The sequence below is a fragment of the Streptomyces rimosus subsp. rimosus genome (genome assembly GCF_000720725.1).
GTDB classification, from domain to species: domain Bacteria; phylum Actinomycetota; class Actinomycetes; order Streptomycetales; family Streptomycetaceae; genus Streptomyces; species Streptomyces rimosus_A.
Genome location: NZ_JOCQ01000027.1, coordinates 24,291 through 49,063 on the forward strand (window position 1 = coordinate 24,291; position 24,773 = coordinate 49,063).

The 24,773-nt window shown below is 71.5% G+C and carries 21 protein-coding genes; 11 read left to right on the forward strand and 10 right to left on the reverse strand.

Annotation, left to right across the window (positions count from 1 at the left end; all coding sequences use genetic code 11):
* Positions 1-99: 99 nt before the first annotated feature.
* From IH45_RS0116230 to IH45_RS0116255, 6 genes are all read right to left on the reverse strand, one after another.
* A complete protein-coding gene (locus IH45_RS0116230; RefSeq protein WP_030667776.1) occupies positions 100-1,071 on the reverse strand; it encodes a LysR family transcriptional regulator in 972 nt (323 codons plus the stop codon).
* A 114-nt stretch (positions 1,072-1,185) separates the two neighbouring features.
* Positions 1,186-2,160, reverse strand: a complete 975-nt coding sequence (locus IH45_RS0116235; RefSeq protein WP_030667779.1) for an acyl-ACP desaturase — start codon at positions 2,158-2,160, stop codon at positions 1,186-1,188.
* Between the two features lie 208 nt (positions 2,161-2,368).
* A complete protein-coding gene (locus IH45_RS0116240) occupies positions 2,369-2,611 on the reverse strand; it encodes a hypothetical protein (protein ID WP_003982447.1) in 243 nt (80 codons plus the stop codon).
* Between the two features lie 121 nt (positions 2,612-2,732).
* Positions 2,733-4,424, reverse strand: a complete 1,692-nt coding sequence (locus IH45_RS0116245) for an alpha-L-fucosidase (protein WP_030667783.1) — start codon at positions 4,422-4,424, stop codon at positions 2,733-2,735.
* A 138-nt stretch (positions 4,425-4,562) separates the two neighbouring features.
* Positions 4,563-6,791, reverse strand: coding sequence for a 4-alpha-glucanotransferase (malQ, locus tag IH45_RS0116250; RefSeq protein WP_030667785.1), 2,229 nt, complete (start codon positions 6,789-6,791; stop codon positions 4,563-4,565).
* Positions 6,791-7,108, reverse strand: coding sequence for a hypothetical protein (locus tag IH45_RS0116255; protein ID WP_030667788.1), 318 nt, complete (start codon positions 7,106-7,108; stop codon positions 6,791-6,793). Before IH45_RS0116255 ends, malQ begins: the two co-directional genes overlap by 1 nt.
* Before the next feature lie 749 nt (positions 7,109-7,857).
* On the opposite strand from IH45_RS0116255, the gene IH45_RS0116260 reads away from it, so the two are divergent.
* Entirely contained in the window at positions 7,858-11,037 is a 3,180-nt protein-coding gene (locus IH45_RS0116260; RefSeq protein ID WP_050514903.1) for a beta-N-acetylglucosaminidase domain-containing protein, read from the forward strand.
* An 88-nt stretch (positions 11,038-11,125) separates the two neighbouring features.
* Here IH45_RS0116260 and IH45_RS0116265 read toward each other — a convergent pair whose 3' ends face one another.
* Positions 11,126-11,662, reverse strand: a complete 537-nt coding sequence (locus IH45_RS0116265; RefSeq protein ID WP_003982442.1) for an HNH endonuclease — start codon at positions 11,660-11,662, stop codon at positions 11,126-11,128.
* A 277-nt stretch (positions 11,663-11,939) separates the two neighbouring features.
* Here IH45_RS0116265 and IH45_RS0116270 point away from each other — a divergent pair, with 277 nt between their 5' ends.
* The gene (locus IH45_RS0116270) at positions 11,940-13,010 is read left to right on the forward strand and encodes a mechanosensitive ion channel family protein (protein WP_030667793.1); all 1,071 of its coding nucleotides are present in this window, start codon (positions 11,940-11,942) and stop codon (positions 13,008-13,010) included.
* A gap of 91 nt (positions 13,011-13,101) precedes the next feature.
* Here the strand turns inward: IH45_RS0116270 and IH45_RS0116275 are convergent, their stop codons facing one another.
* Complete coding sequence (locus tag IH45_RS0116275; protein ID WP_158813105.1) at positions 13,102-13,410, reverse strand: hypothetical protein; 309 nt, start codon at positions 13,408-13,410, stop codon at positions 13,102-13,104.
* A 308-nt stretch (positions 13,411-13,718) separates the two neighbouring features.
* Here IH45_RS0116275 and IH45_RS0116280 point away from each other — a divergent pair, with 308 nt between their 5' ends.
* The 4 genes from IH45_RS0116280 (at position 13,719) to IH45_RS0116300 (ending at position 18,310) form a co-directional block, all read left to right on the forward strand.
* On the forward strand, positions 13,719-14,252 hold the full coding sequence (locus IH45_RS0116280) for a 2Fe-2S iron-sulfur cluster-binding protein (RefSeq protein WP_030667799.1): 534 nt from the start codon (positions 13,719-13,721) through the stop codon (positions 14,250-14,252).
* Positions 14,249-15,268 (forward strand): FAD binding domain-containing protein, encoded by a 1,020-nt coding sequence (locus IH45_RS0116285; RefSeq protein WP_030667801.1) that lies wholly within the window; start codon positions 14,249-14,251, stop codon positions 15,266-15,268. Before IH45_RS0116280 ends, IH45_RS0116285 begins: the two co-directional genes overlap by 4 nt.
* Positions 15,265-17,385 carry a xanthine dehydrogenase family protein molybdopterin-binding subunit gene (locus IH45_RS0116290; protein WP_030667804.1) on the forward strand — a complete coding sequence of 707 codons (2,121 nt, stop codon included), beginning with the start codon at positions 15,265-15,267 and terminating at the stop codon, positions 17,383-17,385. The genes IH45_RS0116285 and IH45_RS0116290 overlap by 4 nt, the downstream gene beginning before the upstream one ends.
* Before the next feature lie 274 nt (positions 17,386-17,659).
* Entirely contained in the window at positions 17,660-18,310 is a 651-nt protein-coding gene (locus tag IH45_RS0116300; protein ID WP_050514900.1) for an SUKH-4 family immunity protein, read from the forward strand.
* On the opposite strand, the gene IH45_RS0116305 is transcribed toward IH45_RS0116300, so the two are convergent.
* Both IH45_RS0116305 and IH45_RS0116310 read right to left on the reverse strand, forming a co-directional pair.
* The gene (locus IH45_RS0116305; RefSeq protein ID WP_030667811.1) at positions 18,304-18,504 is read right to left on the reverse strand and encodes a DUF397 domain-containing protein; all 201 of its coding nucleotides are present in this window, start codon (positions 18,502-18,504) and stop codon (positions 18,304-18,306) included. The genes IH45_RS0116300 and IH45_RS0116305 overlap by 7 nt on opposite strands.
* A complete protein-coding gene (locus IH45_RS0116310) occupies positions 18,501-19,388 on the reverse strand; it encodes a helix-turn-helix domain-containing protein (RefSeq protein WP_030667814.1) in 888 nt (295 codons plus the stop codon). Before IH45_RS0116310 ends, IH45_RS0116305 begins: the two co-directional genes overlap by 4 nt.
* Before the next feature lie 154 nt (positions 19,389-19,542).
* Between IH45_RS0116310 and IH45_RS0116315 the strand changes: the two genes are divergently transcribed.
* From IH45_RS0116315 to IH45_RS0116335, 5 genes are all read left to right on the forward strand, one after another.
* Complete coding sequence (locus IH45_RS0116315) at positions 19,543-19,974, forward strand: ATP-binding protein (protein WP_030667818.1); 432 nt, start codon at positions 19,543-19,545, stop codon at positions 19,972-19,974.
* A gap of 140 nt (positions 19,975-20,114) precedes the next feature.
* Positions 20,115-21,251 carry an ROK family transcriptional regulator gene (locus IH45_RS0116320; protein WP_030667821.1) on the forward strand — a complete coding sequence of 379 codons (1,137 nt, stop codon included), beginning with the start codon at positions 20,115-20,117 and terminating at the stop codon, positions 21,249-21,251.
* 259 nt (positions 21,252-21,510) lie between these two features.
* Positions 21,511-22,851: an ABC transporter substrate-binding protein gene (locus tag IH45_RS0116325; protein ID WP_030667825.1), complete on the forward strand. Its 1,341-nt coding sequence runs from the start codon at positions 21,511-21,513 to the stop codon at positions 22,849-22,851.
* Between the two features lie 12 nt (positions 22,852-22,863).
* Complete coding sequence (locus IH45_RS0116330; RefSeq protein ID WP_030667828.1) at positions 22,864-23,853, forward strand: carbohydrate ABC transporter permease; 990 nt, start codon at positions 22,864-22,866, stop codon at positions 23,851-23,853.
* Between the two features lie 6 nt (positions 23,854-23,859).
* On the forward strand, positions 23,860-24,768 hold the full coding sequence (locus tag IH45_RS0116335) for a carbohydrate ABC transporter permease (protein WP_030667844.1): 909 nt from the start codon (positions 23,860-23,862) through the stop codon (positions 24,766-24,768).
* The last annotated feature ends 5 nt before the right edge of the window (positions 24,769-24,773 follow it).

The following is a 24,773-nucleotide window of genomic DNA, read 5'->3' on the forward strand; positions in this document are numbered from 1 at the left end:
TTAGTCCAGGTCTATCGAAAGTTTCTGGAGGTAGTTTTCAGGTGAGCTGAACGATTGCGGTGAGCTGAACGATGCGGTGAGCTGAGCACAGCACCGCTATCAGCCCTCGCTCCCTTCCGGCCGTACGGCCAGCCCCTCCGCCACCTCCCTCAGCCCGGCCAGCACCCGTGCCAGCCCCGGCGCGCCCTCCGCCCCGCGCCGTACGGCCGCCACCACGTGCCGCCGCGGCTGGTCGGCGCGCAGCACCCGTACCGCCACCGCCGTTCCCCGTACGCGGCCGTCGCCGCCACCCGGCCCGGACCGGCCCCGCACCCCCGACATCGCCATCCGCGGCACCAGCGCCACCCCCATGCCCGCGCCGACCATCGCCAGGATCGCGTCCCAGTCGGCGGCGGCGTGCGCCTGTTCCGGCACGAATCCGGCGTGTTCGCACGCGGTGGTGGTGATCTGCGACCAGGGACCGCTGCTCCCGTAGATCCACTGCTCGCCCGCCAGGTCGGCCAGCCGCAGCCCCGGCTCGCCGGCCAGCGGGTGCCCGGCGGGCAGCGCCACGTCCAGCGGGTCGGCGAGCAGCGAGACCCGGGTGAATTTGGGGTCGCGCGGTGTCGGCGCGTGCGCGGCGAGCGAGAGGGCGAGGTCGACGCTGCCCTCGGCGAGCAGTTCGTACGCCGCCTCCGCCTCCGCCTCCCGTACGGACACATGGAGCCCCGGGTGCGAGTGGCGCAGCTCCCGTACGGCGGGCACCACCAGCGCGGGGATCGACGTGGAGAACGCGCCGACCCGTACCTCGCCCGCCTCGCCCTGGAGGTAGCCGAGCAGCTCCGCGTCCGCGCGCTCCAGCTGCGCGAAGACGGCCTCGGCGTGCCGCAGGACGAGGTGCGCGGCGTCCGTCAGGCGTACGCGGCGGCCGTGCGCCTCCAGGAGCGTCACCCCGAGCTGCTTGGCCAGCGCGGTCAGCTGCTGCGAGACCGCCGACGGGGTCAGGTGCAGCGCCTCGGCGGCGGCGGTGACCGTGCCCAGCTCGTGGAGGGTGCGCAGGATGCGCAGCTTCTTGATGTCCCAGTCGGCCATGCGGGCAGCGTACGCAGGCGGGGCGGCGGGCACCGTGGCGCGCCGCTGCCCCCGCACGGTCCGGCGGACTTCCCGGACCGCTGTCCCGCGCTGTCCGGCGGGCCTCCCGGGCCGCTACTTCCGCGCCGCCCGGCGGGCCTCCCGGGCCGCCAGCCGCTCGTCGAACTTGCGGGCCTGGTCGTCCAGCCCGCCCATGAACAGCCCCAGTTCCTCCTGGGCCCGCAGCCCGGCCGGGCCGAGGCCGCCGATCTCCAGGACCTTCAGGTAGCGCAGCACCGGCTGGAGCACGTCGTCGTGGTGGATGCGCAGGTTGTAGATGCCGCCGAGCGCCATCCGGGCCGCGGCGCGCTCGAAGCCGGGCATGCCGTGGCCCGGCATGCGGAAGCCGGTGACCACGTCCCGCACCGCGCACATGGTCTGGTCGGGCGCCAGCTCGAACGCCGCGGCGAGCAGGTTGCGGTAAAAGACCATGTGCAGGTTCTCGTCGGTGGCGATGCGGGACAGCATGCGGTCGCAGACCGGGTCGCCGGAGTGGTGGCCGGTGTTGCGGTGCGAGATGCGGGTCGCCAGCTCCTGGAAGGCGACGTACGCGACCGAGTGCAGCATGCTGTGCGCGTTGTCGGACTCGAACCCGGCCGACATGTGGGCCATGCGGAAGTTCTCCAGCTCGACCGGGTCGACGGCCCGGCTGGTGAGCAGGTAGTCCCGCATCACGATGCCGTGCCGGCCCTCCTCCGCCGTCCAGCGGTGCACCCAGGTCCCCCAGGCGCCGTCGCGCCCGAAGAGGGTGGCGATCTCGTGGTGGTAGCTGGGCAGGTTGTCCTCGGTGAGCAGGTTGACGACCAGGGCGATACGGCCTATGTCGGAGACCTTGGACTGCTCGGCGGACCAGGGCTCGCCGCCCATGACGCCGTCGAAGTTGCGGCCGTCGCTCCAGGGCACGTACTCGTGCGGCATCCAGTCCTTGGCCGCCTTCAGATGCCGGTTGAGCTCCTTCTCGACGACCTCTTCGAGCGCGAACAGCAGCCGGGTGTCGCTCCAGGCGGCCTGGCCGCGCTCCTGGGCGTGGCGGTCGGGGGCGATGGTCACGGGGACTCCTGAGGACGGGGTTACCTACGGGCCCGTAGGTTACGCCATCGTAGGTTAGGTCGGTGTGAGGACCGGCCCCGGGTGGAATCCCCGCCTCCGCACAAGCCCGGCCGTGCGGCGCGCCCGCCCGCGCACAACGCAAAAAGGGCGCCCGCCGGTTCTCGCGAACCTGCGGACGCCCTCGAAGAGGCGTGGAGTGAGCCCCGGATCAGGCCTTGGGCTGCTTGCGGGACTTGTCACCGATCATGACCAGACCGGCGATGACCAGGAAGAGGACGATGGGAGCGGCCACGTAGAGGCCGAGCGTCTGGACGACACTCAGGCCCGGACCCGGGTCGTCACCATCGTCGCGGGTGAGCGCGAACGCGGGGGACGACATCAGCAGCAGCAGCGCGGTGCCGGCCGTGACGGTTCCGGCGCGCAGGGCGTTCTTCTTGACCAGATTGCTCACGAGGTCAACGTATCGGACGCCGTTCACCCTCGCGCGCGCGGGGTGGCCTAACGGCTGACCGGGCCGGTACGGAGGTGGTACGGGCCTCGTCAGGACCTCCGCGGGCCCCGTCACCGCCCCCTCACCGCCCGGTCAGATGCGCGGTCACCGGCTTCAGCTGCGGGGCGGCGCGGGCCGCCAGGACCCGTACGCGTACGGCGTCGGCGGTCACCGGCGCGGGCAGCGCCAGGATGCGCCGGTGGCCGACCGTCGTGCCCGCGGCGATCCGCCGCCACGCCCCGCCGGTCCGCGCCTCGACGGCGAACCGTTCCACCCGCTGCCCGTGGCGCAGGTCCTCGCCGAGCCCGACCCGGTCGAAGGTGACCGCGCCCGGGGCCCGGCCGCCCTCCAGAAGATCGCGGCCGTACGTCTCCCGTACGGCCCGCCCGAAACCGGTGAGCGCGGCGACATCGGCCGCGTCGATCCGGCCGCCCGGCCCCGGCGGCACGTTGAGCAGCAGCGACGCGTTGCGGCCCACGCTCTCCTCGTACAGGTCCAGCAGCCGGGCGGGCGTCTTGGGCCGCTCCCAGGGGTGGTGGAACCAGCCGGGACGGATCGAGACGTCCGCCTCCGCCGGATACCACTGGAGGTACTTCGTGGTGGGTGCCAACAGCTTGGCGCGGGAGCCGATGTCGGCGTCGGTGGAGTCGTTCGGCAGGCCGCCGGAGAGCACCGACCAGGGATCGACGGCGGACGGGGTGACGCTCCACTCCGTCTCGCGCGCCACACCCTTCTCGTTGCCGACCCAGCGCACGCCCTGCGGCCCCTGGAAGACGACGGTGCGCGGCGAGAGGCGGCGGATCGTCCCGAACCACTGGCGCACGTCGTACTTCTGCGTGATGCCTGCGTCCGCCCAAGGGTTCGCGCCGTCCAGCCACAGCTCCTCGACCGGGCCGTACTGGGTGAGCAGTTCGTAGACCTGGTTGAGGTAGTACGCGTCGTAGTCGTCGGCGCGGACGGTGAAGGAGGGCAGCCGCCCGTCGCGTACGGCGCCGGCGCGGTCGTCGCCGGGGACGAGGGTCGGGATGGTGCGCTCGGTGGCGGGGCTGCCGTTGCCGAAGCGGCCCAGCCCGGCGGGCGCCCGTCCGCGGTCCTCCAGGGCGACCCGCTCGGGCAGGCTCAGCGGCGCGCCCTCGTCGTGCTTGCGCCGGACCACCTCGACCCAGCGCGCGTGCCAGGCGTGCGGCAGTTCGGCGCCGTCGGACGGGGAGAGGTAGAAGCCCACCCTGAGCCCGGCCGCGCGGGCGGCCCGTACGTACGCGCCGACGACGTCCGGCTTCCCGGGCGCGGCGAGGACGGAGTGCGGGGTGTAGCGGCTGGGGTAGAGCACGAAGCCGTCGTGGTGCTTCACGGTCAGCATCACCTGCTCGGCCCCCGCCGCCTTGTACGCGCGCATCCACTGGGCGACGTCGATGCGCGGCGGCGCGAACCGCTTCGGGTCCTCGGTGCCGGAACCCCACTCCCGCCCGGTGAAGGTGTTCATGCCGAAGTGGGTGAACGCGGTGACCTCCCGCTGCTGCCAGGCGCGCTGGGCGGCGGTCGGCACGACATTGGCGGCCTTCTCGATGATCCGGGCGGGGGTGTCGCAGGGCTCGACGGTCATCTGGGAGGCGGGGCGTACGGGGGCGTGGCAGGGGCTTGCGGCGGGCCGGTGCCCGGGAGCGGATGCGGGAGCGGGCGGCTCGCCGGCGGTGGCCCGGACCGGTGCGAGGGTGGCGGCGACGGTGAGCGCCAGGGCCGTGCCGAGGCGGGCGCGCGAGCGGCTTCTTGCCATGGTTCCCTCCAACTCCCCGACCGTGAAAGGTCGGATCTCTGGACGGCGTCCACGGCATGGTGCCGTACGGCCCGATGGACGGGAAGACCGGCGGCGGAGGCGGCCGGTCAGCCATCGGACCGCCGCTCCCGCCCCCTTCTACTGCGGCATCGCGCGCAGCTCCCTCATCAGCGCATGCAGCCGGGGCGACGCGGCAATTTCCTCCAGCGACAGCGGGCGCCCTTCCGGATTGGTGATCGGCAGGCGCCAGTTGGGGTATTCATCCCATGTCCCCGGGAGGTTCTGCGGGCGCCGGTCGCCCACTGCGTCCGGCAGCCACACCCCGACCATGCGGGCCGGGGTGCGCAGCAGATAGCGGTGCAGCGCCTTGACCGCGGCCTCCTCGTCGCCCCGGCCCTCGGGCAGCAGTCCCAGCCGTATCAGCACCGCCAGCCACTCGCCGACCTCGACGGCCTCCGCCGCCCGCTCCTCCTGGAGGGAGCGGTCCAGCAGGCCCAGGCCGTGGCGCAGTTCGGCGTGCCGGCCGGTCAGCCGGGCCGCCGTGCTGGGCAGGTCGTGCGTGGTGACCGTGGCAAGGCAGCCGGCCCGCCAGCTCTCCGGCGGCAGCGGCCGGGCGGGCTCCTTCGCGTAGTCGCGCTCGAACCACAGCACGGACGTGCCGAGCACGCCGCGCTCGGCCAGCTCCGTACGCACCACCGGCTCGACCGTCCCCAGGTCCTCGCCGATGACCGCGGCCCCCGCGCGGTGCGCCTCCAGGGCCAGCACGGAGAGCATCGCCTCGGCGTCGTAACGCACGTACGCGCCCTCCGTCGGCGGCCGGCCCTCCGGCACCCACCACAGCCGGAACAGGCCCATGACGTGGTCGATGCGCAGCGCGCCGGCGTGTTGCAGGATGCCGCGCAGCAGGTCGCGGTACGGGGCGTAGCCCTGAGCGGCCAGCGCGTCCGGCCGCCAGGGCGGCAGGCCCCAGTCCTGGCCGCGCGAGTTGAAGGCGTCGGGCGGCGCGCCGACGGACATACCGGCCGCGAAGGCGGTCTGCTGGGCCCAGGTGTCGGAACCGGACGGGTGGACGCCGACGGCCAGGTCGTGCACCAGCCCGATGCCCATCCCGGCCTCCTCGGCGGCGCGCTGGGCGGCGGCGAGCTGCTGGTCGGTGAACCACGCGAGCCGGCTGTGGAAGTCGATGCGGTCCAGCAGACAGGCGCGCATCCGGGCCGTACGGGCGGAGCGCGGATCGTCCAGGCCCGCGGGCCAGCCGCGCCAGTCGGAACCGTACCGTTCGGCCAGCGCGCACCAGGTGGCGTGGTCCTCCAGGCTGGTGCCCTGCTCGGCGAGGAAGTCGCAGTAGGCGGCGCGCCGGCCGGGGCTCAGCGGCACCTTCCACAGCAGTTCCAGCGCCTCCTTCTTCAGCTCCCACACGGCGTCCCGGTCGATCAGCGCGTCCTTGCAGAGCACCGCTTCGCGCAGCTTCTGGGCGCGCACGAGCAGCGCGTCGACCCGGCCGCGGGCGGCGGCGTCGAGGTGGGCGAACTCGGGGACGTCCTCGATCCGGAGGTGGACGGGGTCGGGGAAGCGGCGGGAGGAGGGGCGGTACGGCGAGGGGTCGGTGGGCGCTCCGGGGACGGCGGCGTGCAGCGGGTTGATCTGCAGGAAGCCGGTGCCGAGCGCACGCCCGGACCAGGCGGCCAGGTCGGCGAGGTCGCCCAGATCCCCCATGCCCCAGGAGCGGCCGGAGAGCAGCGAGTAGAGCTGCACCATGAAGCCGTGGGCGCGGCCGGGCGGCGCGGGCATCCGGTCGGGGGCGACGATCAGGTGCGCGCGGGCGGAGCGGCCGTCGGGCGTGTGGGCCCGCAGGGTGTGGACGCCCAGGGGGAGGCGGCCCACGTAGCCGTCCGGTCCGCGGGCGCGGGTCCGGTCTCCGGCGCGGGCGGGGTACGGCGTCCGGCCGCCACTGCGGTCCGGGTCCTGGCCGGAGGGCCCGTGCGCGTACTCCTGGCTGGAGGGCCCGTACGCATGGTGCTGCGCGGGCGGCTCGTACGCGTAGTCCGTACGGCCACCGGGGTCCAGTCCCCAGTCCAGTACCTCGCCCGAGTCGGTCTCCACCCGCAGGGCGGTGCCGTCGGGCAGCCGGGACAGTTCCGGGGGGCGCCCGGGGCGCACCACGACGGCGGGCGGGAGCAGGGCGCGCGCGGGGCCGTGCTCGTACGCCTCCAGCGCGGCGCGTACGGCCTGCGGTGTCGAGGCGTCGACCCCGAGGGCGGCGAGGACGGCGACGACGGTGTCGTCACCGACGTGGACGGTGCGGCCCGGCGCGGGCTCGTAGGACGTGCACACGCCGTGCAGACCGGCGAGCCGCGGTCGGCCCATCAGACCTCCATGGACTCCGTGCCCAGGCCGGCCGCGGTGGGCTCGCTGGTCAGCGGAAGCTCGGCGGCGATCGGGGACTCGCTCGTGAGCGGGGCGGCGTCGGCGAGCGGGGGCTCGCTGGTCAGCGGCGGTTCGCAGAAGCACAGGGAGCCGGAGCCGTCCAGGCCGGAGTCGGGGTCGGAGACTCCGTCGAACAGATCCGGCTCGGTGGGTTTCTCGGGCTCGGAATTCTCCGGGGCGCGGGATTCGCCGCGCGTCGCGGGGTACTCGGGGGCGGACGACAGTGCGTCGAGGAGGAGCTGAGCGGACGCGGCCACGGAGGGCCTCCCGTTCGTCGGTAGTGGGACACGACCTGCCCTACCCACTCGGCGCGGTCGCAGACGTATCCATTCAATCAACGTGGTCCAGGTCACACATCCCTCGTGCAGGCGATTTACCGGTGGCGGACGGGTGACGGCGCAGGGCTGCCCACGGGAAGGGCGTTCCGGAGGAGATCCTTCGGGCCGGTGGTGCCGGTTGCACCAGCGGGCCGGAGCGCCGGGGGGAGCCGCCCGCGGTCCACCCCCGGCCGGCCCACCGGCCGACCCCCCGAGGCCCCTTCGACGCGCCGCGACACGCCGGTCACACAGGGCAAACCCGGCACTTCGCCTTCCGCCGTTGACACCCTCACCACCACAGTGGTGGGCTCACTGCCGAAGGCTTGTCCGGCGGGGTTCCACGGGGTGCAGGGCTCCGTCGCGACAGTCGGCTCAGGGGCGCGCGGCCGCGGGGCGGCCGGGCAGCGGACGGCCGGTGCGGACACCGGTCGGCCGGTGAGTAGGAATACGGGGACTGAGGAGAGACCGTGCGAGTCCGGAGCGGCGTTCGGAACGCTGGGAAGGTCGGCAGGCAGGGCGAGGGGGCCGGGAGCGGCGGTGCGCGCCCGGGCGGCGCCGGGGACGACCGCGCGCGTGCGTGCCCGGACGCCCTCGCGGACACCCCCGTAGGCGCGCCCACGGGCGACCCCCTGGGCGACGGCGCCTACCGTCCGTACCCGGCCGGACCCACCAGCACCGGCACCGGCAGCATCGGCCGCCTCGGCTCCGTACGGGCGCGGACCCGTACACGCGTCGCCGGGGCCACGGCCCTGGCCGCCGCCGTCATCGGCGGGCTGCTCGGCGGCACCGCACCCGCCCACGCGGCGCCCGCCGACCCGGCCGTCGGCACGCCGGATCTGCCCGGGCAGGACGACGGCCGGACCACGTCCGCCGGGCAGTTGCCCGCCGTATGGCCGCGCCCGCAGTCGATGCGCGCGGGCGGCACTTCCGTACAGCTGGGCGACGAGGCCGCCATCGTCGCCGCACCGGACTCCGACCCGTACGCCCTGGAAGCGCTGCGCGCCCTGCTGCGCGACGCCGGGGTCCGTACGGTCCACGACGGCGCACCGGGGCAGACGCCGCCCGGCAAGGGCCCGGTCTTCCGCGTCGGCGGCCCGGACGCCGAGACCGCGCTGAAGGCGCTGCGTGCGCCCGCCCGCGGCGACCTGCCGACCGGCGGCTACCGCCTCGCGGTCGGCGAGGCCGCGGGCCGGGACACCGTCGCCCTGGACGGCGTCGGCCCGGACGGCCTGTTCCACGCCGTACAGACCCTGCGGCAGCTCGTCGTGGACCGCGCGGAGAGCGGCGGGAAGGGCGGCGGCAAGGAGCTGGCCCCCGCGGTCGTCCGCGACTGGCCGGGCACCGCCGTCCGCGGCATGACCGAGGGCTTCTTCGGCCAGCCCTGGACTTCGCAGCAGCGCCTGGACCAGCTCGACTTCATGGGCCGTACGAAGCAGAACCGCTACCTCTACGCGCCCGGCGACGACCCGTACCGCCAGTTCCGCTGGCGCGAGCCCTACCCCGCCGCGCAGCGCGCGGACTTCCGGGCGCTGGCCGAGCGGGCGCGCGCCAACCACGTGACGCTGGCCTGGGCCGTCTCGCCCGGCCAGGCCATGTGCATGTCCTCCGAGGACGACCTGAAGGCGCTGCGCCGCAAGGTGGACGCGATGTGGGCGCTGGGGGTGCGCGCCTTCCAGCTCCAGTTCCAGGACGTCAGCTACAGCGAGTGGCACTGCGACGCGGACGCCGACACCTTCGGCTCCGGCCCGGAGGCCGCCGCCAAGGCGCACGCGAAGGTGGCGGGCGCGCTCGCCGACCACCTCGCCAAGAAGTACCCCGGCGCGGCACCGCTCTCCCTGATGCCGACCGAGTACTACCAGGACGGCTCGACCGCCTACCGGGACACGCTCGCCGCCGAGCTGTCCGACCGGGTCGAGGTCGCGTGGACCGGCGTCGGCGTCGTCCCGCGCACCATTACGGGTGCCGAACTGTCCAAGGCCCGCCAGGTGTTCGATCACCCGGTGGTCACGATGGACAACTATCCGGTCAACGACTATGCGCAGGACCGTATCTTCCTCGGCCCCTACACGGGCCGCGAACCCGCCGTCGCCACCGGCTCCAACGCGCTGCTGGCCAACGCCATGGCGCAGCCCACCGCGTCCCGGGTCGCGCTGTTCACCGCCGCCGACTTCGCCTGGAACCCGCGCGGCTACCGGCCCGGCGCGTCCTGGCAGGCCGCCGTCGACGACCTGGCCGGCAACGACGCCGCCTCGCGCGCCGCGCTGCACGCGCTGGCCGGCAACGACGCCTCCTCGGTCCTCGGCACCGACGAGTCCGCGTACCTGAAGCCGCTGATCGAGACGTTCTGGAAGACCCGCGCCGCCGCCACCAACAGCGGCGACCGGGGCGACGACGAGCGCTACACCCAGGCCGCCGCCCGGCTGCGGGCCGCCTTCCACACGATGAGCGGCGCCCCGGAGCGGCTGGCTCCCGCCCTGGCCGACGAAGTACGTCCCTGGGCCCGCCAATTGGCCCGCTACGGCTCGGCGGGCGAGCGCGCGGTGGACATGCTGGTGGCGCAGGCCCGCGGGGACGGCGCCGCCGCGTGGTCCGCGCAGCGCGCCGTGCAGGACCTGCACAAGAAGATCAAGAAGAGTCCGGCGACGGTCGGAAAGGGCGTTCTCGGGCCCTTCCTCGACCGCGCGATGACCGAGTCCGACGCCTGGACCGGTGCCGCCTCCGACAACGGCGCCCGCCCCGACACCACACCGCAGCCCGAAGAGGGCGCCGGCCCGGCCTCCCTGTCCGTCCCGTTCGACCGCCCCCGCCCGCTGACCGCGGTCACCGCCCTCACCGAGCCGAGCCCGTCCTCGGCCGCCGTCTCCGTGGAGGCACACGTCCCCGGCGAGGGCTGGCGCCGCCTCGGCGGCCTGTCCGACTCCGGCTGGACGCAGACCGAGGCGCGCGGACTGAAGGCCGACGCGGTCCGGCTGTCCTGGAAGGACGGCACGCCCCCGCCGTCCGTGCACTCCTTCACCCCGTGGTTCGCCGACACCCCGGCGGCGGGCCTGGAACTGTCCCGGGCCACCGTCGACGCCGACACCGGCGGCACCGCCTCCGTGGACGCCCTGATCTTCTCCCGCCGCCCCGCCGACGTGGAGGGCAAGCTCACCGCCAAGGCCCCCAAGGGCTTCACCGTACGGGCGCCGGAGCACGTCACGGCACCCCGCGGCGGCACGGCCACCGCCCGTATCCAGATCACGGTCCCCAAGGACGCGCGGGCCGGCACGTACGAGATCCCGGTCACCTACGGCGACCAGAAGCAGACGCTGACCCTGCGCACCTACCCGCCCACCGCCGGGCCCGACCTGGCCCGCGAGGCCACGGCCACCTCCTCCGGCGACGAGGCACCCGAGTTCCCGGCCACCGCCGCCACCGACGGCGACCCGAAGACCCGCTGGTCCTCCCCCGCCGAGGACGACGCCTGGCTCCAGCTCGAACTGCCGCGCCCCGTCCGCCTCGGCCGCCTCGTCCTCACCTGGCAGGAGGCCCACGCCGCCGCCTACCGCGTGCAGGTCTCCGCGGACGGCGTCACCTGGCGTACGGCGGCCACCGTCCGGGACGGCAAGGGCGGCCGCGAAACCGTCCGCATGGACGCCAAGGACGCCCGTTACGTCCGCATTCAGGGCGACAAGCGGGCGACCCGCTTCGGTTACTCCCTGTGGAGCGTGGAGGCGTACGCGGTGAAGGGCCCGGACCAGCAGAAGCCGACGCCGCCCCAGGCACCGGGCAACTCCCGACCCGGCACGCCCGCCCGGCCCGGCACCGCCGGGAACCCATCCGGTGGCGGCCCGTCAGCCGACGGGATGTGGCCGGGCGACGGCCGCTAGAGCGCTCTCGGCACCACACCCCCGGAAACCCGGGCCCGGACAGCGTCCGGGCCCGGCCGGGAGCGCCCCGCCATGCAAAAACCCGGATCTAAGCCGATACGGCGTCGATCCGGGCCAGCGCGTCATCCGCCCCGTACGGCTGCAGATATGGCAGCCAACGGGGGTCCCTATGCCCCGTACCGATGATCCGCCAGGCGAGGCCGGACGGCGGGGCGGGCTGATGCCGCAGCCGCCAGCCGATCTCGGCGACATGCCGGTCGGCCTTGACGTGGTTGCAGCGGCGGCACGCGGCGACGACGTTCTCCCAGGTGTGCTGGCCGCCGCGACTGCGCGGGACGACGTGGTCGACGCTGGTTGCGACGCCACCGCAGTACATGCACCGCCCGCCGTCACGGGCGAACAGGGCTCGACGGGTCAGGGGGACGGGACCGCGAAAAGGCACCCGCACGAACCGCTTGAGGCGGACCACACTCGGGGCGGGCATCACACGGGTCGCGCTGTGCATCAGGGCGCCGGACTCCTCTAGGCTGACGGCCTTTTCGTTGAGGACGAGGATGAGCGCGCGGCGGAGCGGTACGACGCCGAGCGGCTCGTACGACGCGTTGAGGACCAGGACATGCGGCACGGGTGCCTCCTTGTACGCCGGCGGCGCGTGGCTCGCGCCGGGACGATCTCCCCACAGTGTCCCCCGGTGCCTGGTCGCGGCGCCACCATCACCGGGTAACGGGTCCGAGGTGTTTTCGACCACACGCCTTTACTTCCCCCCAAAAAGTCCCGCAATTGGTCCGGTCACTCTCGAACACCGGCGCGGACCGCCCCCGTTGCCCCGTTAGTGTGGTTGGTCTGCCCGGGTCACGGTCCGTCCCGACCCGGGTCTGCTGTCCCACACGGAGGTCCCTGCTGTGTTCTGGTCCGCTTCCCCAGCCGCCACGCCGCCCGGCGCGCACCGCCGGGCGTCGCTCGACGACGCCACGGAGAAGGCCACCAACGCCGCCGGATGGGTGGAGGAGAACTGGGCGACCTGGCTCACCTCCGCCCTGCAGATCGCGCTGATCATCGTCATCGCCGTCATCCTGCGGCATGTGATCCGGCGTACGATCACCAAACTCATAGAGCGGATGAACCGCACCGCGACGGCCGCCCAAGGCACCGCGCTGGGCGGGTTCCTGGTCAACGCCGAGCGCCGCCGGCAGCGCTCCGAGGCCATCGGTTCGGTGCTGCGCAGCGTCGCCTCCTTCGTCATCATGGGCACCGCCGCGCTCACCGTCCTGTCCGTGCTCAAGATCAATCTGGCGCCGCTGCTGGCCAGCGCCGGCGTCGCGGGCGTCGCCATCGGCTTCGGCGCCCGCAACCTGGTCACCGACTTCCTCTCCGGCGTCTTCATGATCCTGGAGGACCAGTACGGCGTCGGCGACGAGATCGACGCCGGCGTGGCCACCGGCACGGTCGTCGAGGTCGGCCTGCGCGTCACCAAGCTGCGCGGCCCGAACGGCGCCATCTGGTACATCCGCAACGGCGAGGTCAAGCGCATCGGCAACCTCAGCCAGGGCTGGTCCACCGCCGCCGTCGACGTCATGATCGCCCCGAACCAGGACCTGGACCGCGCCCGCGACGTCATCAAGGCCGTCGGCGAGGAGATGTCCAAGGCCGAGCCCTGGAACGAACAGCTCTGGGAGCCGGTCGAGGTCCTCGGCCTGAGCGAGGTCCACCTCGACTCCGTGACGATCAGCGTCTCCGCCAAGACCATGCCCGGCAAGGCCCTGGGCATAGAACGCGAACTCCGCTGGCGCATCAAGAAGGCCCTGGACACAGAGGGCATCACCTTGGCCCCGCGCCCCGCCGCCCCCCTCGCCGACGAGCCCCCGGCCCCGGACCCCAGCGCCGCGGTGGCCGCCCCGTCGGCCCTGGCGAGCCCGACTTCGCCGCAGTCGCTGGCTACTGCGCCTATTCCGGCGCCGAATCTGAGCAAGTAGTACTGCCCGGCGTGCCGCTTGCTCCGTCCCGCTTCATGGGACGGAGCAAGCGGCATATGCATAGGCTGGTTCGTCAGCGTTTCCCTTTGCCCTACTCGACTTCTCCCCAGCTGACGTCATCCCCAGGCGGCCACGGCTGAGTGAAGTCGAAGAGCGTGGGTGCATCGATTTCCCGGACCGCCTTCCTCCAGGACGGCCGACCGGAAACAAGGAATCCCCGCCCGTTCCCGGACTTCAGTACGTAGGTAATTCCCACTTCCGCACCCACTCCATACTTGGCCGAGATCTCGGCGACTTCACTCTCGTCCGCCGGCGCCACCGTCAGACCGCGCATCATCGAGTGCAGAAACATGGTCTGCACGCCGCCCGCGTAGACCTCGATACGCGGCAGTGTCCTCATGGACAGATCCGTGTCACTGCGAAGCAGTAGCATGCGGTGGGAGACCGTGTATTCCCACACTTTGAAGAGACGGTCCGGCTCCGCAAATATCATTGCCTCTCCGTTTCGGAACCCGCTCCCGCGTGCGGCGCCACGGCGATTCCGGATCGGGTGCGCCACGCACCCGCCGCCCCTCTGATTACCGAGATCGAGAACTTCGTCCGCCCACCCGGCAGCACCACCCCCCACACACCCACCTCAACGCTACCGGCCCCTAGATCACCCACATGCCCCGTTTACCACCCCCTCCCCTGGTGACTCGCTTCACCATGGAGACCGAGATCAAGCTGCGCGTCGACGGGCAGGAGCGCGAGGTGACGGTGGATACGCGGACCACCGTGCTGGACGCGCTGCGGGAGCGGCTGGGGATCACCAGTCCCAAGAAGGGGTGCGATCACGGGCAGTGCGGGTCGTGCACCGTGCTGCTGGACGGGCGGCGGGCGACGACCTGCCTGGCGCTGGCCGTGGCGCACGACGGGGCGGAGATCGTCACGGCCGAGGGACTGGGCACGGACGGCGAACTGCATCCCGTACAGCAGGCCTTCGTGGATCATGACGCGTTGCAGTGCGGGTACTGCACGCCGGGGCAGGTGTGTTCCGCGGTGGGCGTGTTGCGGGAGGCGGCGCAGGGGTGGCCGAGCGTGGTCACCGAGGTGGGTGCCGAAGGCGACATCGCGCCCGCTCGTCTCGACCATGAGGAGATCGCCGAGCGGATGAGCGGCAATCTGTGCCGGTGCGGGGCGTATGTGAACATCGTTCCGGCGGTCGCGGCCGCCGCCGAGGCCGAGGGAGCGGGCCGGTGAAGCCGTTCCGGTACGAGCGTGCCACCGACGCCGAGCACGCGGTCGCCACCGTGGCGGCGCACCCGGGGGCCGCGTTCCTCGGCGCCGGCACCAATCTCGTCGACCATCTCAAACTCGGCATCACCGCCCCCGACCTGCTGGTCGACGTCAGCCGGCTGCCCCTGGACGAGGTGGCGGAGACGGCCGACGGCGGACTGCGGGTGGGCGCGAACGTCCGTAACGCCGATCTGGCCGCGCACCCCGCCGTACGCGCGCGCTATCCGGTCCTCTCCCAGGCCCTGCTCTCCGGCGCGTCCGGGCAGCTGCGCAACCTCGCGACCACCGGCGGCAACCTCCTCCAGCGCACCCGCTGCGCCTACTTCCAGGACCCCAGCACCCCGTGCAACAAACGCGACCCCGGTACCGGGTGCGCCGCCCTGGAGGGCTGGACCCGCTACCACGCCATCCTGGGGGCCTCCTCGCACTGCGTGGCCGTCCACCCCTCCGACATGGCGGTGGCGATGGCCGCCCTGGACGCCGTGGTCGTGACCCTGGGCCCGGACGGCGAGCGCCGTATCCCGGTCACCGACTTCCACCGGCTGCCCGGGGACGCGCCGCACCGGGACACGGTGCTCCGGCACGGCGAGCTGATCACCGCCGTCGAACTGCCCGGCCTGCCGTGGGCAACCCGCTCCCGCTACCGCAAGGTGCGCGACCGCGCCTCGTACGCCTTCGCGCTGGTCTCCGTGGCGGTGGCCCTCGACCTGGAGGACGACGGCCGCACCGTACGGGAGGCGCGGATCGCGCTGGGCGGGATCGCGCACAAGCCGTGGCGGGCCGAGCGTGCGGAACAGGCCCTGCGCGGGCTGCCGGCCACCGAGGAGAACTGCCGTACGGCGGCCGACGCGGAGACGGCCGACGCCCATCCGCTGCGGGACAACGCGTTCAAGATCCCACTCGTCCGGAACACGCTGGCCGCCGTCGTACGCGATCTCGTACCGGAGACCCCGAGCGGCAGCTTGGAGGGCGCACGATGACGAGTACATCCGAGACATCCGGGAGCGGCCGGGCCGTCGGCGCCGACCTCGAACGCGCCGACGCGCGGGCCAAGGTGGCCGGCCAGGCTCCCTACGCCTTCGAGCACCCCGTCGAGAACCCCTGCTACGCGCACGCCGTCCTGTCCTCCGTCCCCCGTGGCCGCATCACGTCCGTCGACACCGGGGCCGCGTGCCGGGAGGACGGCGTCATCACCGTACTGACGTACGAGAACGCCGAGCGGCTGGCGTCCACGGACGATGCGGAACTGGCGATCCTCCAGGAGCCCGAGGTGGCGTTCCACGGGCAGATCGTGGGGGCGGTGATCGCCGAGACGCCGGAGGCGGCGCGGCATGCGGCCTCGCTCGTACGGATCACGTACGCCACCGAGCCACACGAATCCGAACTGAAACCGGACGAGAACGAGCTGTACCGGCCGGACTCGGCCAACGGCGGTGCGGACACGGACAGCATGCTGGGCGATCTGGACGCCGCCATGGAGGCGGCCGCGGCGGACCCGGAAGCGGTGGCGCTGGACGAGACGTACGTGACGGCGATGACCCACTGCAACCCGATGGAGCCGCACGCGACGATCGCCGTCTGGCAGGGCGACGAGCTGACGCTGTACGACTCGTCCCAGAGCGTGCACGGGCACCGCGACACCCTGGCCGAGGTGTTCGGCATCGACCGCGGCCGGGTGCACATGATCTGCCCGTACGTCGGCGGCGGCTTCGGCTCCAAGGGCGAGCCGCACGCGCACGCCGTACTGGCCGCGCTGACAGCACGGGCAGTGCCGGGACGACCGGTGAAACTCGCCCTGACCCGGCAGCAGATGTTCACCCTCGTCGGCTACCGCACCCCGACGTACCAGCGGGTACGCCTCGCGGCCGGTGCCGACGGCCGGCTGACCGGCATCGGAATGGACGCCGTCGAGCAGACCTCGCGCATCAAGGAGTTCGCCGAGCAGTCCGCCAATCCGACGCGGACCATGTACGCGGCGGAGCACCGGCGGACCACCCACCGGCTGGCCCACCTGGACGTGCCGGTGCCGTCCTGGATGCGGGCGCCCGGCGAGTGCCCCGGCATGTTCGGGCCCGAGGTGGCCATGGACGAACTCGCCGAACGCCTCGGCATGGACCCGGTCGAGCTGCGCATCCGCAACGACGCGCCGGTGGCCCCGGAGACCGGCAAGCCCTTCTCCAGCCGCAACCTGGTGGCGTGCCTCAACGAAGGCGCCCGCCGCTTCGGCTGGCACGGCCGCGACCCGCGCCCGGGGGTACGGCGGGACGGCCGCTGGCTGGTCGGTACGGGCGTCGCCTCGTCGGCCTACCCGGTCAACCGCGTGCCCGGATCGGTCGCCGCCGTTCAGTACGTGGGCGAAGGACGCTACCGGGTGGACATCGGCGCGGCCGATCTGGGCACCGGCGCCTGGACCGTACTGGCCCAGATCGCCGCGGACCGGCTGGACGTCCCCCTCGACGCCGTCGAACTGCGCATCGGCGACACCGCCCTCCCGAAAGCGACCGTCGCGGGCGGCTCCTCCGGTACGGCGATGTGGGGTTCGGCGATCGTGGCGGCGGCCCGGACGTTCCGTGAGCGCCATGGAAACGACCCGTCCCCCGGCGACCACGCCCAGGCCGAGACCCCCGGCAACCCGCACGCCGAACGCTTCGCGATGCACGCGTTCGGCGCGCAGTTCGTCGAGGTACGGGTGGACGCCGACACCGGCGAGATCCGCGTCCCGCGCCTCCTGGGCGTCTTCGCGGCCGGCCGCATCATCAACCCGCGCACCGCCCGCTCCCAGCTGGTCGGCGGCATGACGATGGGCCTGTCCATGGCCCTCCACGAGGAAACCGTCACCGACCCGCGCTACGGCCTCCTCGTCAACCACGACCTGGCGAACTACCACGTCACGGCCAACGCCGACGTGCGCAGCATCGAGGCCCACTGGATCGACGAGGACGACCCGTACGTCAACCCCCTGGGCATCAAGGGCATCGGCGAAATCGGCATCACGGGGACGGCGGCGGCCGTCGTCAACGCGGTGCGGCATGCGACGGGGGTGCGGGTGCGGGAGGTGCCGGTGATGTTGGACAAGGTCTTGAACGGGATGTCATGAGGTGAGCGGCCGGGGCGGGGCCCCGGTGGGCGGAGCGGCGCGCAGCCGGCACGCCGCGCCGGGGGTGGGCGCGGCCTGGCAAGGGACGTTCCGGCAGGAGGCGGTCCAGCAGGAGGCGGTCCGGCAGGGGGCGGCCGTCCTCTCGCGTCCGTGAAATGCCGAACCCACGTGTGCTGCTGTCCATGCTCACCATGATCGGTTGTCAGTGCCGTGGGGTTGACTGGTCACAGCACGACGGATCGGTGACGGACGAGGGAAGCACGGGGGCTGACCGATGAGCGGGACGGAAACGGAAACAGAAACGGGAACGGAAACGGGATGGCAGGCGAGCCGTGCCGCCACGGACCGGGAGGCGCTGCTGGCCGCCGCCCTGGAGCCGACGGCGGAGTGGCTGGAGTCGATATTCGGTGCCGGGTCGCTGTGGCGGCCGACGGAGGACGAGCTTCCTGAGCGCCTGGAGGACACGGACAGCCGCACGTTCCTCACCGAGGTCGGGTTCCCGTCCGTCCACCTGAGCTTCCTGGACTACGACTCCACCGACCTGACCAAAGACGGCCCCTGGTCGGAAGACCCGGACGAACTGTTCGGCAACCGCTACCCGGACGACGACTCCCCGCCGAAGTCGTACGCGTATGGCATGGGTGAGTCGATGGGGTACAGCCTGATGCTGCTGGGCGATAGGGGCAGCGTCTCGTTGTACGACCCCAACGGATGGGATCACGCGGCCGGTTACGCGGGCCACGTGGCCGACAGCCTGCCGCTCCTGGCGGGTGCTCTGGGCTTGTGGGCGTCCTTCGAGAGCCGGCTCTTCGGGGACGATCACGATGCGGTGCTGCGCGAGGTGCGCGAGCTGATCGACGAGATAGAGCCGGTGGAGGGCTGCCGCTTCTGGGAGGAGATATTCCAGTGGCTGGAGGATCAGTAGCGTGAGGTCACCTTCACATGCGCGATGAAGGCCGCCCAGGCGGGGGCGGGGAAGAGGAGGTGCGGGCCGGTCGGGCGCTTGCTGTCACGGACGGGGACGGGTGAGTGGGTTGGGAGGCCGTCGGCTATCTCCAGGCATTCGCCTTGGCCGCCGCTGTAGGTGCTCTTGCGCCAGGTGACGCCCGTGACGTTCATGCTCGGTACTCCTTGGAGATGATGCGTTCGATCAGGGCCACGGACTCCGCCGGCGAGAGGGCCGACGTGCGGGCGTCGTCAAAGAGATCACGGTAACGCGCGACCTCCGGCTCCTGCTCCAGCCAGATGTGACCGGTGGGGTGCTCCATGAGCACAACATCCAGAGCCGACACCTGCGGAAAGCTCAGCAGCAGATACGGACCGAACATACCCCCGTGGGCACCACGCGAGAATGGGAGGACCTGAACCGTCACGTTCGCCAGTCCAGTCATGGCAACCAGGTGTTCCAACTGGGCGCGCATCACGTCTGCGCCGCCCACCCGTTGGTGCAGTACGCCCTCCGCCATGACGGCCCAGACGGACAAGGGCTGGTCAGCGGTCAACCGTTCCTGACGGGCAGCTCGCACTTTGACGAACTGCTCGATCTCATCGGGAGTTTGCCAGGCTTTCGAGGCCACGGTGACAGCCCGCGCGTACGCGGGTGTCTGCAACAGGCCGGGAATCAGCTGGCTCTGGTAGGTCCTGATGCTGTCGGACACGGCCTCAAGGGCGATGTAGTCCCGGTATGTGTCTTCCAAGACGGGCCCGTACTGATTCCACCAGCCCTCGCGGCGCCGTCGATTGGCGGAGCGAGCGAGAGTGGTAAGCCGTTCCAAGGTTTGGCCGGCACCGACGCCGTACGTGTGCAGTAGAGCCATCAGGTCGGGAACGCGCACCGGAACACGGCCGTTCTCGATGCGACTGATCTTCGCCTTGGTGCAGTCGAGAGCTTCGGCAGCAGCCGAGGTGGACAGCCCGGCAGCTTCCCGGTACTGCCTCAGCTCATCGCCCAGCTGCCGGCCCAGGACGGTGGACGGTTGAACGGTGGAGCGTCGTGCGGGCATGCAACCTCCCCTGAGAAGCGGCCAGTTTGGCGAACCCGCCACATAGTCCGCAACGGAACTTCACTCTTTCGTGGCACCAAGAAACGTTGCTCGAAGTAATTGGATGGGTGCAGTCTGCTGAAGGTCCGTTCTCGCACCCTCTGAGGGGTTCGCCATGATCGAGCGTTCGCTTCGCCCTGCCTCCGTGACCCACCGATTCCCCCGGCACCGGCAAAGCCCCGGCCGAGCGCGTGAAGCCTTTCGGAAGTGGGCCGCCGCGCAGGATCTGAAGCCCACCATCGTCGAGAGCGGGGAACTGGTGGTCGGCGAACTCGCATCGAACGCCGTGCTGGCCGCCACCGGGCCCGGGCGGCGGATCGAGATCCACTTCGCCCTGATCAGCGATACCCTTCGGATCGAGGTTTCGGACGCCGGAGACGGAACCCCCGTCGTCCGGTCCCCCGAGCCACTGGACGAGCACGGCCGCGGCATGGTGGTCGTGGAAGCGTTGGCCGACGCGTGGGGCGTGGTCGACCGCGCCGGCCCGGGTAAGACCGTCTGGGGCGCGCTCAAACTCAGTGGTCCAGACCCATTGACGTCCCGCTGACGCGGCGCTTACGTTCCTGTGCATCGATTGGAAACTTTCCTAACAGATCTGCAGGTCGCGCAGTGAGAGGTGGGGCGGGCTTCATGGGCACAGGGCAGGGCGGGCAGGGGACTCCTGGTACGCCGCGGGTGTTGCGGGCCATGAACGACCGGGCCGCGCTCGACCTGCTCGTGGCGCAGGGGCCGTTGACCCGTACGCAGATCGGCGCGCTGACCGGGCTGTCCAAGCCCACCGCGTCGCAGTTGCTGGCGCGGCTGGAGGCGGCCGGGCTGGTGCGTACGACGGGCAACGTCACCGGGCGGCCGGGGCCGAACGCCCAGTTGTACGAGGTGAATCCGGACACCGCCTACGTGGCCGCGCTCGCCGTCGACCAGGGCGGCATCACCGCCGCCGTCGCCGACATCACCGGGCGGGTGCTCGGCGAGGAGCGGGTCGGTACGGATGCGGTGGAGGACGACGCGCCCCGGAAGACCGCGCAGCTCGTGGCCTCCGCCGTGGACGGGGCGCTCGACAAGGCCGGGCTGTCGCGGGAGCGCCTGCACGGGGCGGTGATCGGAACGCCCGGCGCGCTCGACCCGCAGACCGGTGTGCTGCGGTACGCGCCCCACCTGCCCGGCTGGCACGCGCGGGCGCTCAAGGACGAGCTGGCCGGCGTGCTGGGCGTACCGATCGTGATCGAGAACGACGTGAATCTGGCGGCGGTCGCCGAGCAGCACGACGGTGCCGCGCAGGACTTCGACGATTTCGTGCTGGTGTGGGCCGACGAGGGGGTCGGCGCCGCCATCGTGCTCGGTGGGCAGCTGCTGCGCGGAGCCACCGGAGGCGCGGGCGAGATCGGCTACATGCCGTTGCCGGGCGCGCCGCTCGCCCGCGGCGGGGACCGCGACGCGGCGCGGCCGGACGGCGGCGGGGGCTTCCAGCGCCTCGTCGGCTCGCCGAGTGTCGTGGAGCTGGCGCGGGAGTACGGCGCGGCGGATGTGCGTACGGTCCACGAGGCACTGGACGACGACCGCGTACGCGCCGAGGTGGCGCGGCGCCTGGCGACCGGGCTGGCGGCCGTGGTCGCCGTCGTGGACCCCCGGCTGGTGGTGCTCTCCGGGGAGGTCGCCCAGGCGGGCGGAGAGACGTTGCGTGAACTGGTCGAGGGAGAGTTCTCGGGGCTCGCGCTGCCGCGGCCGGAGATTCGGATCAGCAATGTCGAGGGGAATCCGATTCTCACCGGCGCGCTGCAAACGGCGCTCGCCGAGGCGCGTAACGCTGTGTTCGACACGGCGTGATGAGACGGCGGTACGGAGGGCCGGGGACGGCCCGGTCACCCGGCCCGGCCGCAAGCCGATCACGCACTCGCCCCACGCGCCGATTATTCACCGGCCACGCCTGGACTCATCACACCAAGAGCCCGAACGGCTCCCCGCGTGCCACCTCCGCCCGTTCCATCACCGGCGTCGAATTCCCCGCACGCACACGCAGTCGCACCACCTCGTGTCATGCCATCACCACCTCCTGTCCTCACCCCTGCCGTAAAGGAAGTTCGCCATGCCGCGTCCGCGCATGCGCATCTGCCTGTCAGCGGCGCTCGCCGGGGCCGGTCTGATTCTTTCGGGCTGCGCCAATCCGAGCGTCGGCAGCGATCGCGACGACCCGACCCAGCCCGTGACGCTGAAGTTCTGGCACGGGTGGTCCAACCAGGCCGAGGTGAAGGCGGTCGATGACAGTATCGCCCGGTTCGAGAAACTGCATCCGAACATCAAGGTGAAGACGGTCAACAACGTCACCGACGAGACCGTGAACCAGGCCCTGCGGGCCGGCGGGGACGACGCGCCGGATGTCGTTTCGTCGTTCACCACCAACAACGTGGGCCAGTACTGCTCGTCGGGTATGTGGGTGGATCTCGACCCGTTCATGAAAAAGACGGGTATGGAGAAGACGAAGGTCTTCCCCAAGACCTTCCTCGACTACACCAGCTATCAGGGCAGTCAGTGCGCCCTGCCACTGCTCGCGGATTCCTACGGGCTCTACTACAACAAGGACGCGTTCAAGGAGGCCGGGATCGAACGGCCGCCGCGGACCATGTCCGAGTTCAAACGGGACGCGGCCAAGCTCACGAAGCGCAAGCCGGACGGGTCGTACGAGCGCGCCGGATTCGTGCCCAACTTCCGGCTCTACCAGAACAGTCCGGACCGGCTGTTCGCGCAGTGGGGGCCGACGTACTTCGACAAGAAGGGCAAGGCGCAGCTGGCGAGGGATCCGCGGAGCAAGCAGTTCCTCACCTTCCAGCGGGAGTTGCTGGACGCGCAGGGCGGTTACGCCGCGCTGGAGAAGTTCCGTACGAAGTTCGGCGACGAGATGTCGTCGCAGAGTTCCTTCATGACGCAGAAGGCGGCGATGCACCTCGACGGTGAATGGCGCGGGCTGATGCTGAAGGAGGGCAAGGCGAAGTTCGACTGGGGGTCGGCACCGATGCCGGTGCCGGACGACCAGGCGGACACGTACGGGCGGGGCTATCTGACCGGCACGGTCGCGGGTATCGCGCACAGCAGCAAGCATCAGAACGCGGCATGGGAACTGCTGAAGTTCCTGACGGCGGACACGGACCAGGTGGTGCGGTTCGCGAATGCCATCCACAATGTGCCGTCCACGTTCGCGGCGCTCAGGTCGCCGGAACTGGATGCCGATCCGTCGTTCCGTACGTTCATCGACATCGCGCGGAATCCGCACAGCCAGGCCATGCCACCGTCCATCAACGGCGGGCAGTACATCACGGCGCTCCAGGACTTCTCGTACAACGCCGAGGCCGGGAAAGTTCCCGACCTCGACAAGGGGCTGCGTGAGCTCGATGCCCAGATAGACGCCGACAACCTCCAGTCCGTGAACTGACGGAGTCCTGCCATGTCCCTCGTCGAATCCCCCGAACGCCCGGCGGCCACCGCGCCGCGCCCGAAAGCTCCCGCGCTGCGCCGCAGACACCGCATGCAGCGGCTGCGCACCCTCGGTTTCCTTTCCCCCTGGCTGGTCGGCTTCAGCGTCTTCTTCGGCTATCCGCTGCTCGCCACCGTCTATTTCTCGTTCATGCATTACAACCAGATCCAGCAGCCGTCCTTCGTCGGCCTGCGGAACTGGAAATACGTCTTCACGCAGATGCCGCTGTTCGGGCCCGCGCTGTGGAACACGCTGTGGCTCGTCGTGGTGATGGTCGCGCTGCGCGTGGTCTTCGGGCTGGGCATCGGCCTGCTCGTCACGAAGATCAAGTCGGGTGTCGGCTTCTTCCGTACCGCCTTCTACCTGCCGTATCTCGCGCCGCCGGTCGCCGCGACGGTCGCCTTCGTCTTCCTGCTCAACCCCGGCACCGGGCCGGTCAACGAGATCCTGGAGGCGGTCGGCATCCCGGCGCCCGGCTGGTTCAACGACGCGGCATGGGCCAAACCGTCGCTGGTCATGCTCTCCCTCTGGGGCATCGGCGACCTGATGGTGATCTTCATGGCGGCGCTGCTGGACGTACCGAAGGAGCAGTACGAGGCCGCCGAGCTGGACGGGGCGGGGGCCTGGGCGAGATTCCGGTACGTGACGTGGCCGTCGATCACGCCGATCGTGCTGTTCGCGGTGGTCACCGGGGTCGTACAGACCATGCAGTACTACACGCAGGCGCTGGTCGCCGGGAAGCTGGCCTCCGGCGTCACCATCGGGCCCGGCACGGTCATCCAGCCCGGCTACCCGGACCACTCCACGCTCACCGTGCCGCAGCTCGTCTACTCGCTCGGCTTCCAGAACTTCAACACCGGCGCGGCGTGCGTGCTCTCGCTCGTGCTCTTCGTGATCGCCATGGCCGTCACCACCCTGCTGATGCGCAAGCGCGCCGGCCTGCTCCCGGCGGAGGACTGAACCGACATGACCACGACGACTCTGAGAGCGGGCAGCGCCCCCGCCCGCACCGGCAGCACCGACCGGGGCCCCGCCGCGTCCCGCGCCCGCCGCAAGCGGCTGCTGCACTGGATAGCGGTGCACTCCGTCGCCGTCGCCGCCGCGCTGTTCTTCGTCCTGCCGTTCGTGTTCGTCTTCCTGACCTCCGTCATGAGCGACGACCAGGCGATGAGCGGCGAACTGTGGCCGCACGAATGGAACTGGTCCAACTACGCGACGGTGTTCTCCACCCCCGGTTTCCTGGACTGGTGGCGGAATTCGCTGATGTACGCGGGCCTGGGCACGCTGTTCACCGTCTGCTCGGCGATACCGGTGGCGTACGCGCTCGCCAAATTCCGTTTCCGGGGCCGGCGTACCGCGATGCTGCTGGTGATCTCGACGATGATGCTGCCGCCGCAGGTCATCGTGATTCCCATGTACCTGGTGTGGGCGCAGCAGCTCCACCTGTCCGGATCGCTGTGGCCGCTCATCATCCCGATGGCGTTCGGTGACGCGTACTCCATCTTCCTGCTGCGGCAGTTCCTGCTGACCATTCCGCAGGAATACATCGAGTCGGCGAAGGTGGACGGCTGCGGCGAGGTCCGTACGCTGCTGCGCATCATCGTCCCGATGGCGAAGCCGGGCATCGCCGCGGTGGCGCTGTTCCAGTTCTTCTACTGCTGGAACGACTATTTCGGGCCGCAGATCTACGCCGCCCAGAACCCCGCCGCCTGGACGCTGAGTTACGGCCTCGAATCGTTCAAGAGCGCGCACAGCGTCAACTGGAACCTGACCATGGCAGCGACGCTGCTCGTCATGGCCCCCGTCATCATCGTCTTCTTCTTCGCCCAGAAGGCATTCGTCGAAGGCGTCACGCTCACCGGAGTGAAGGGCTGATCGAT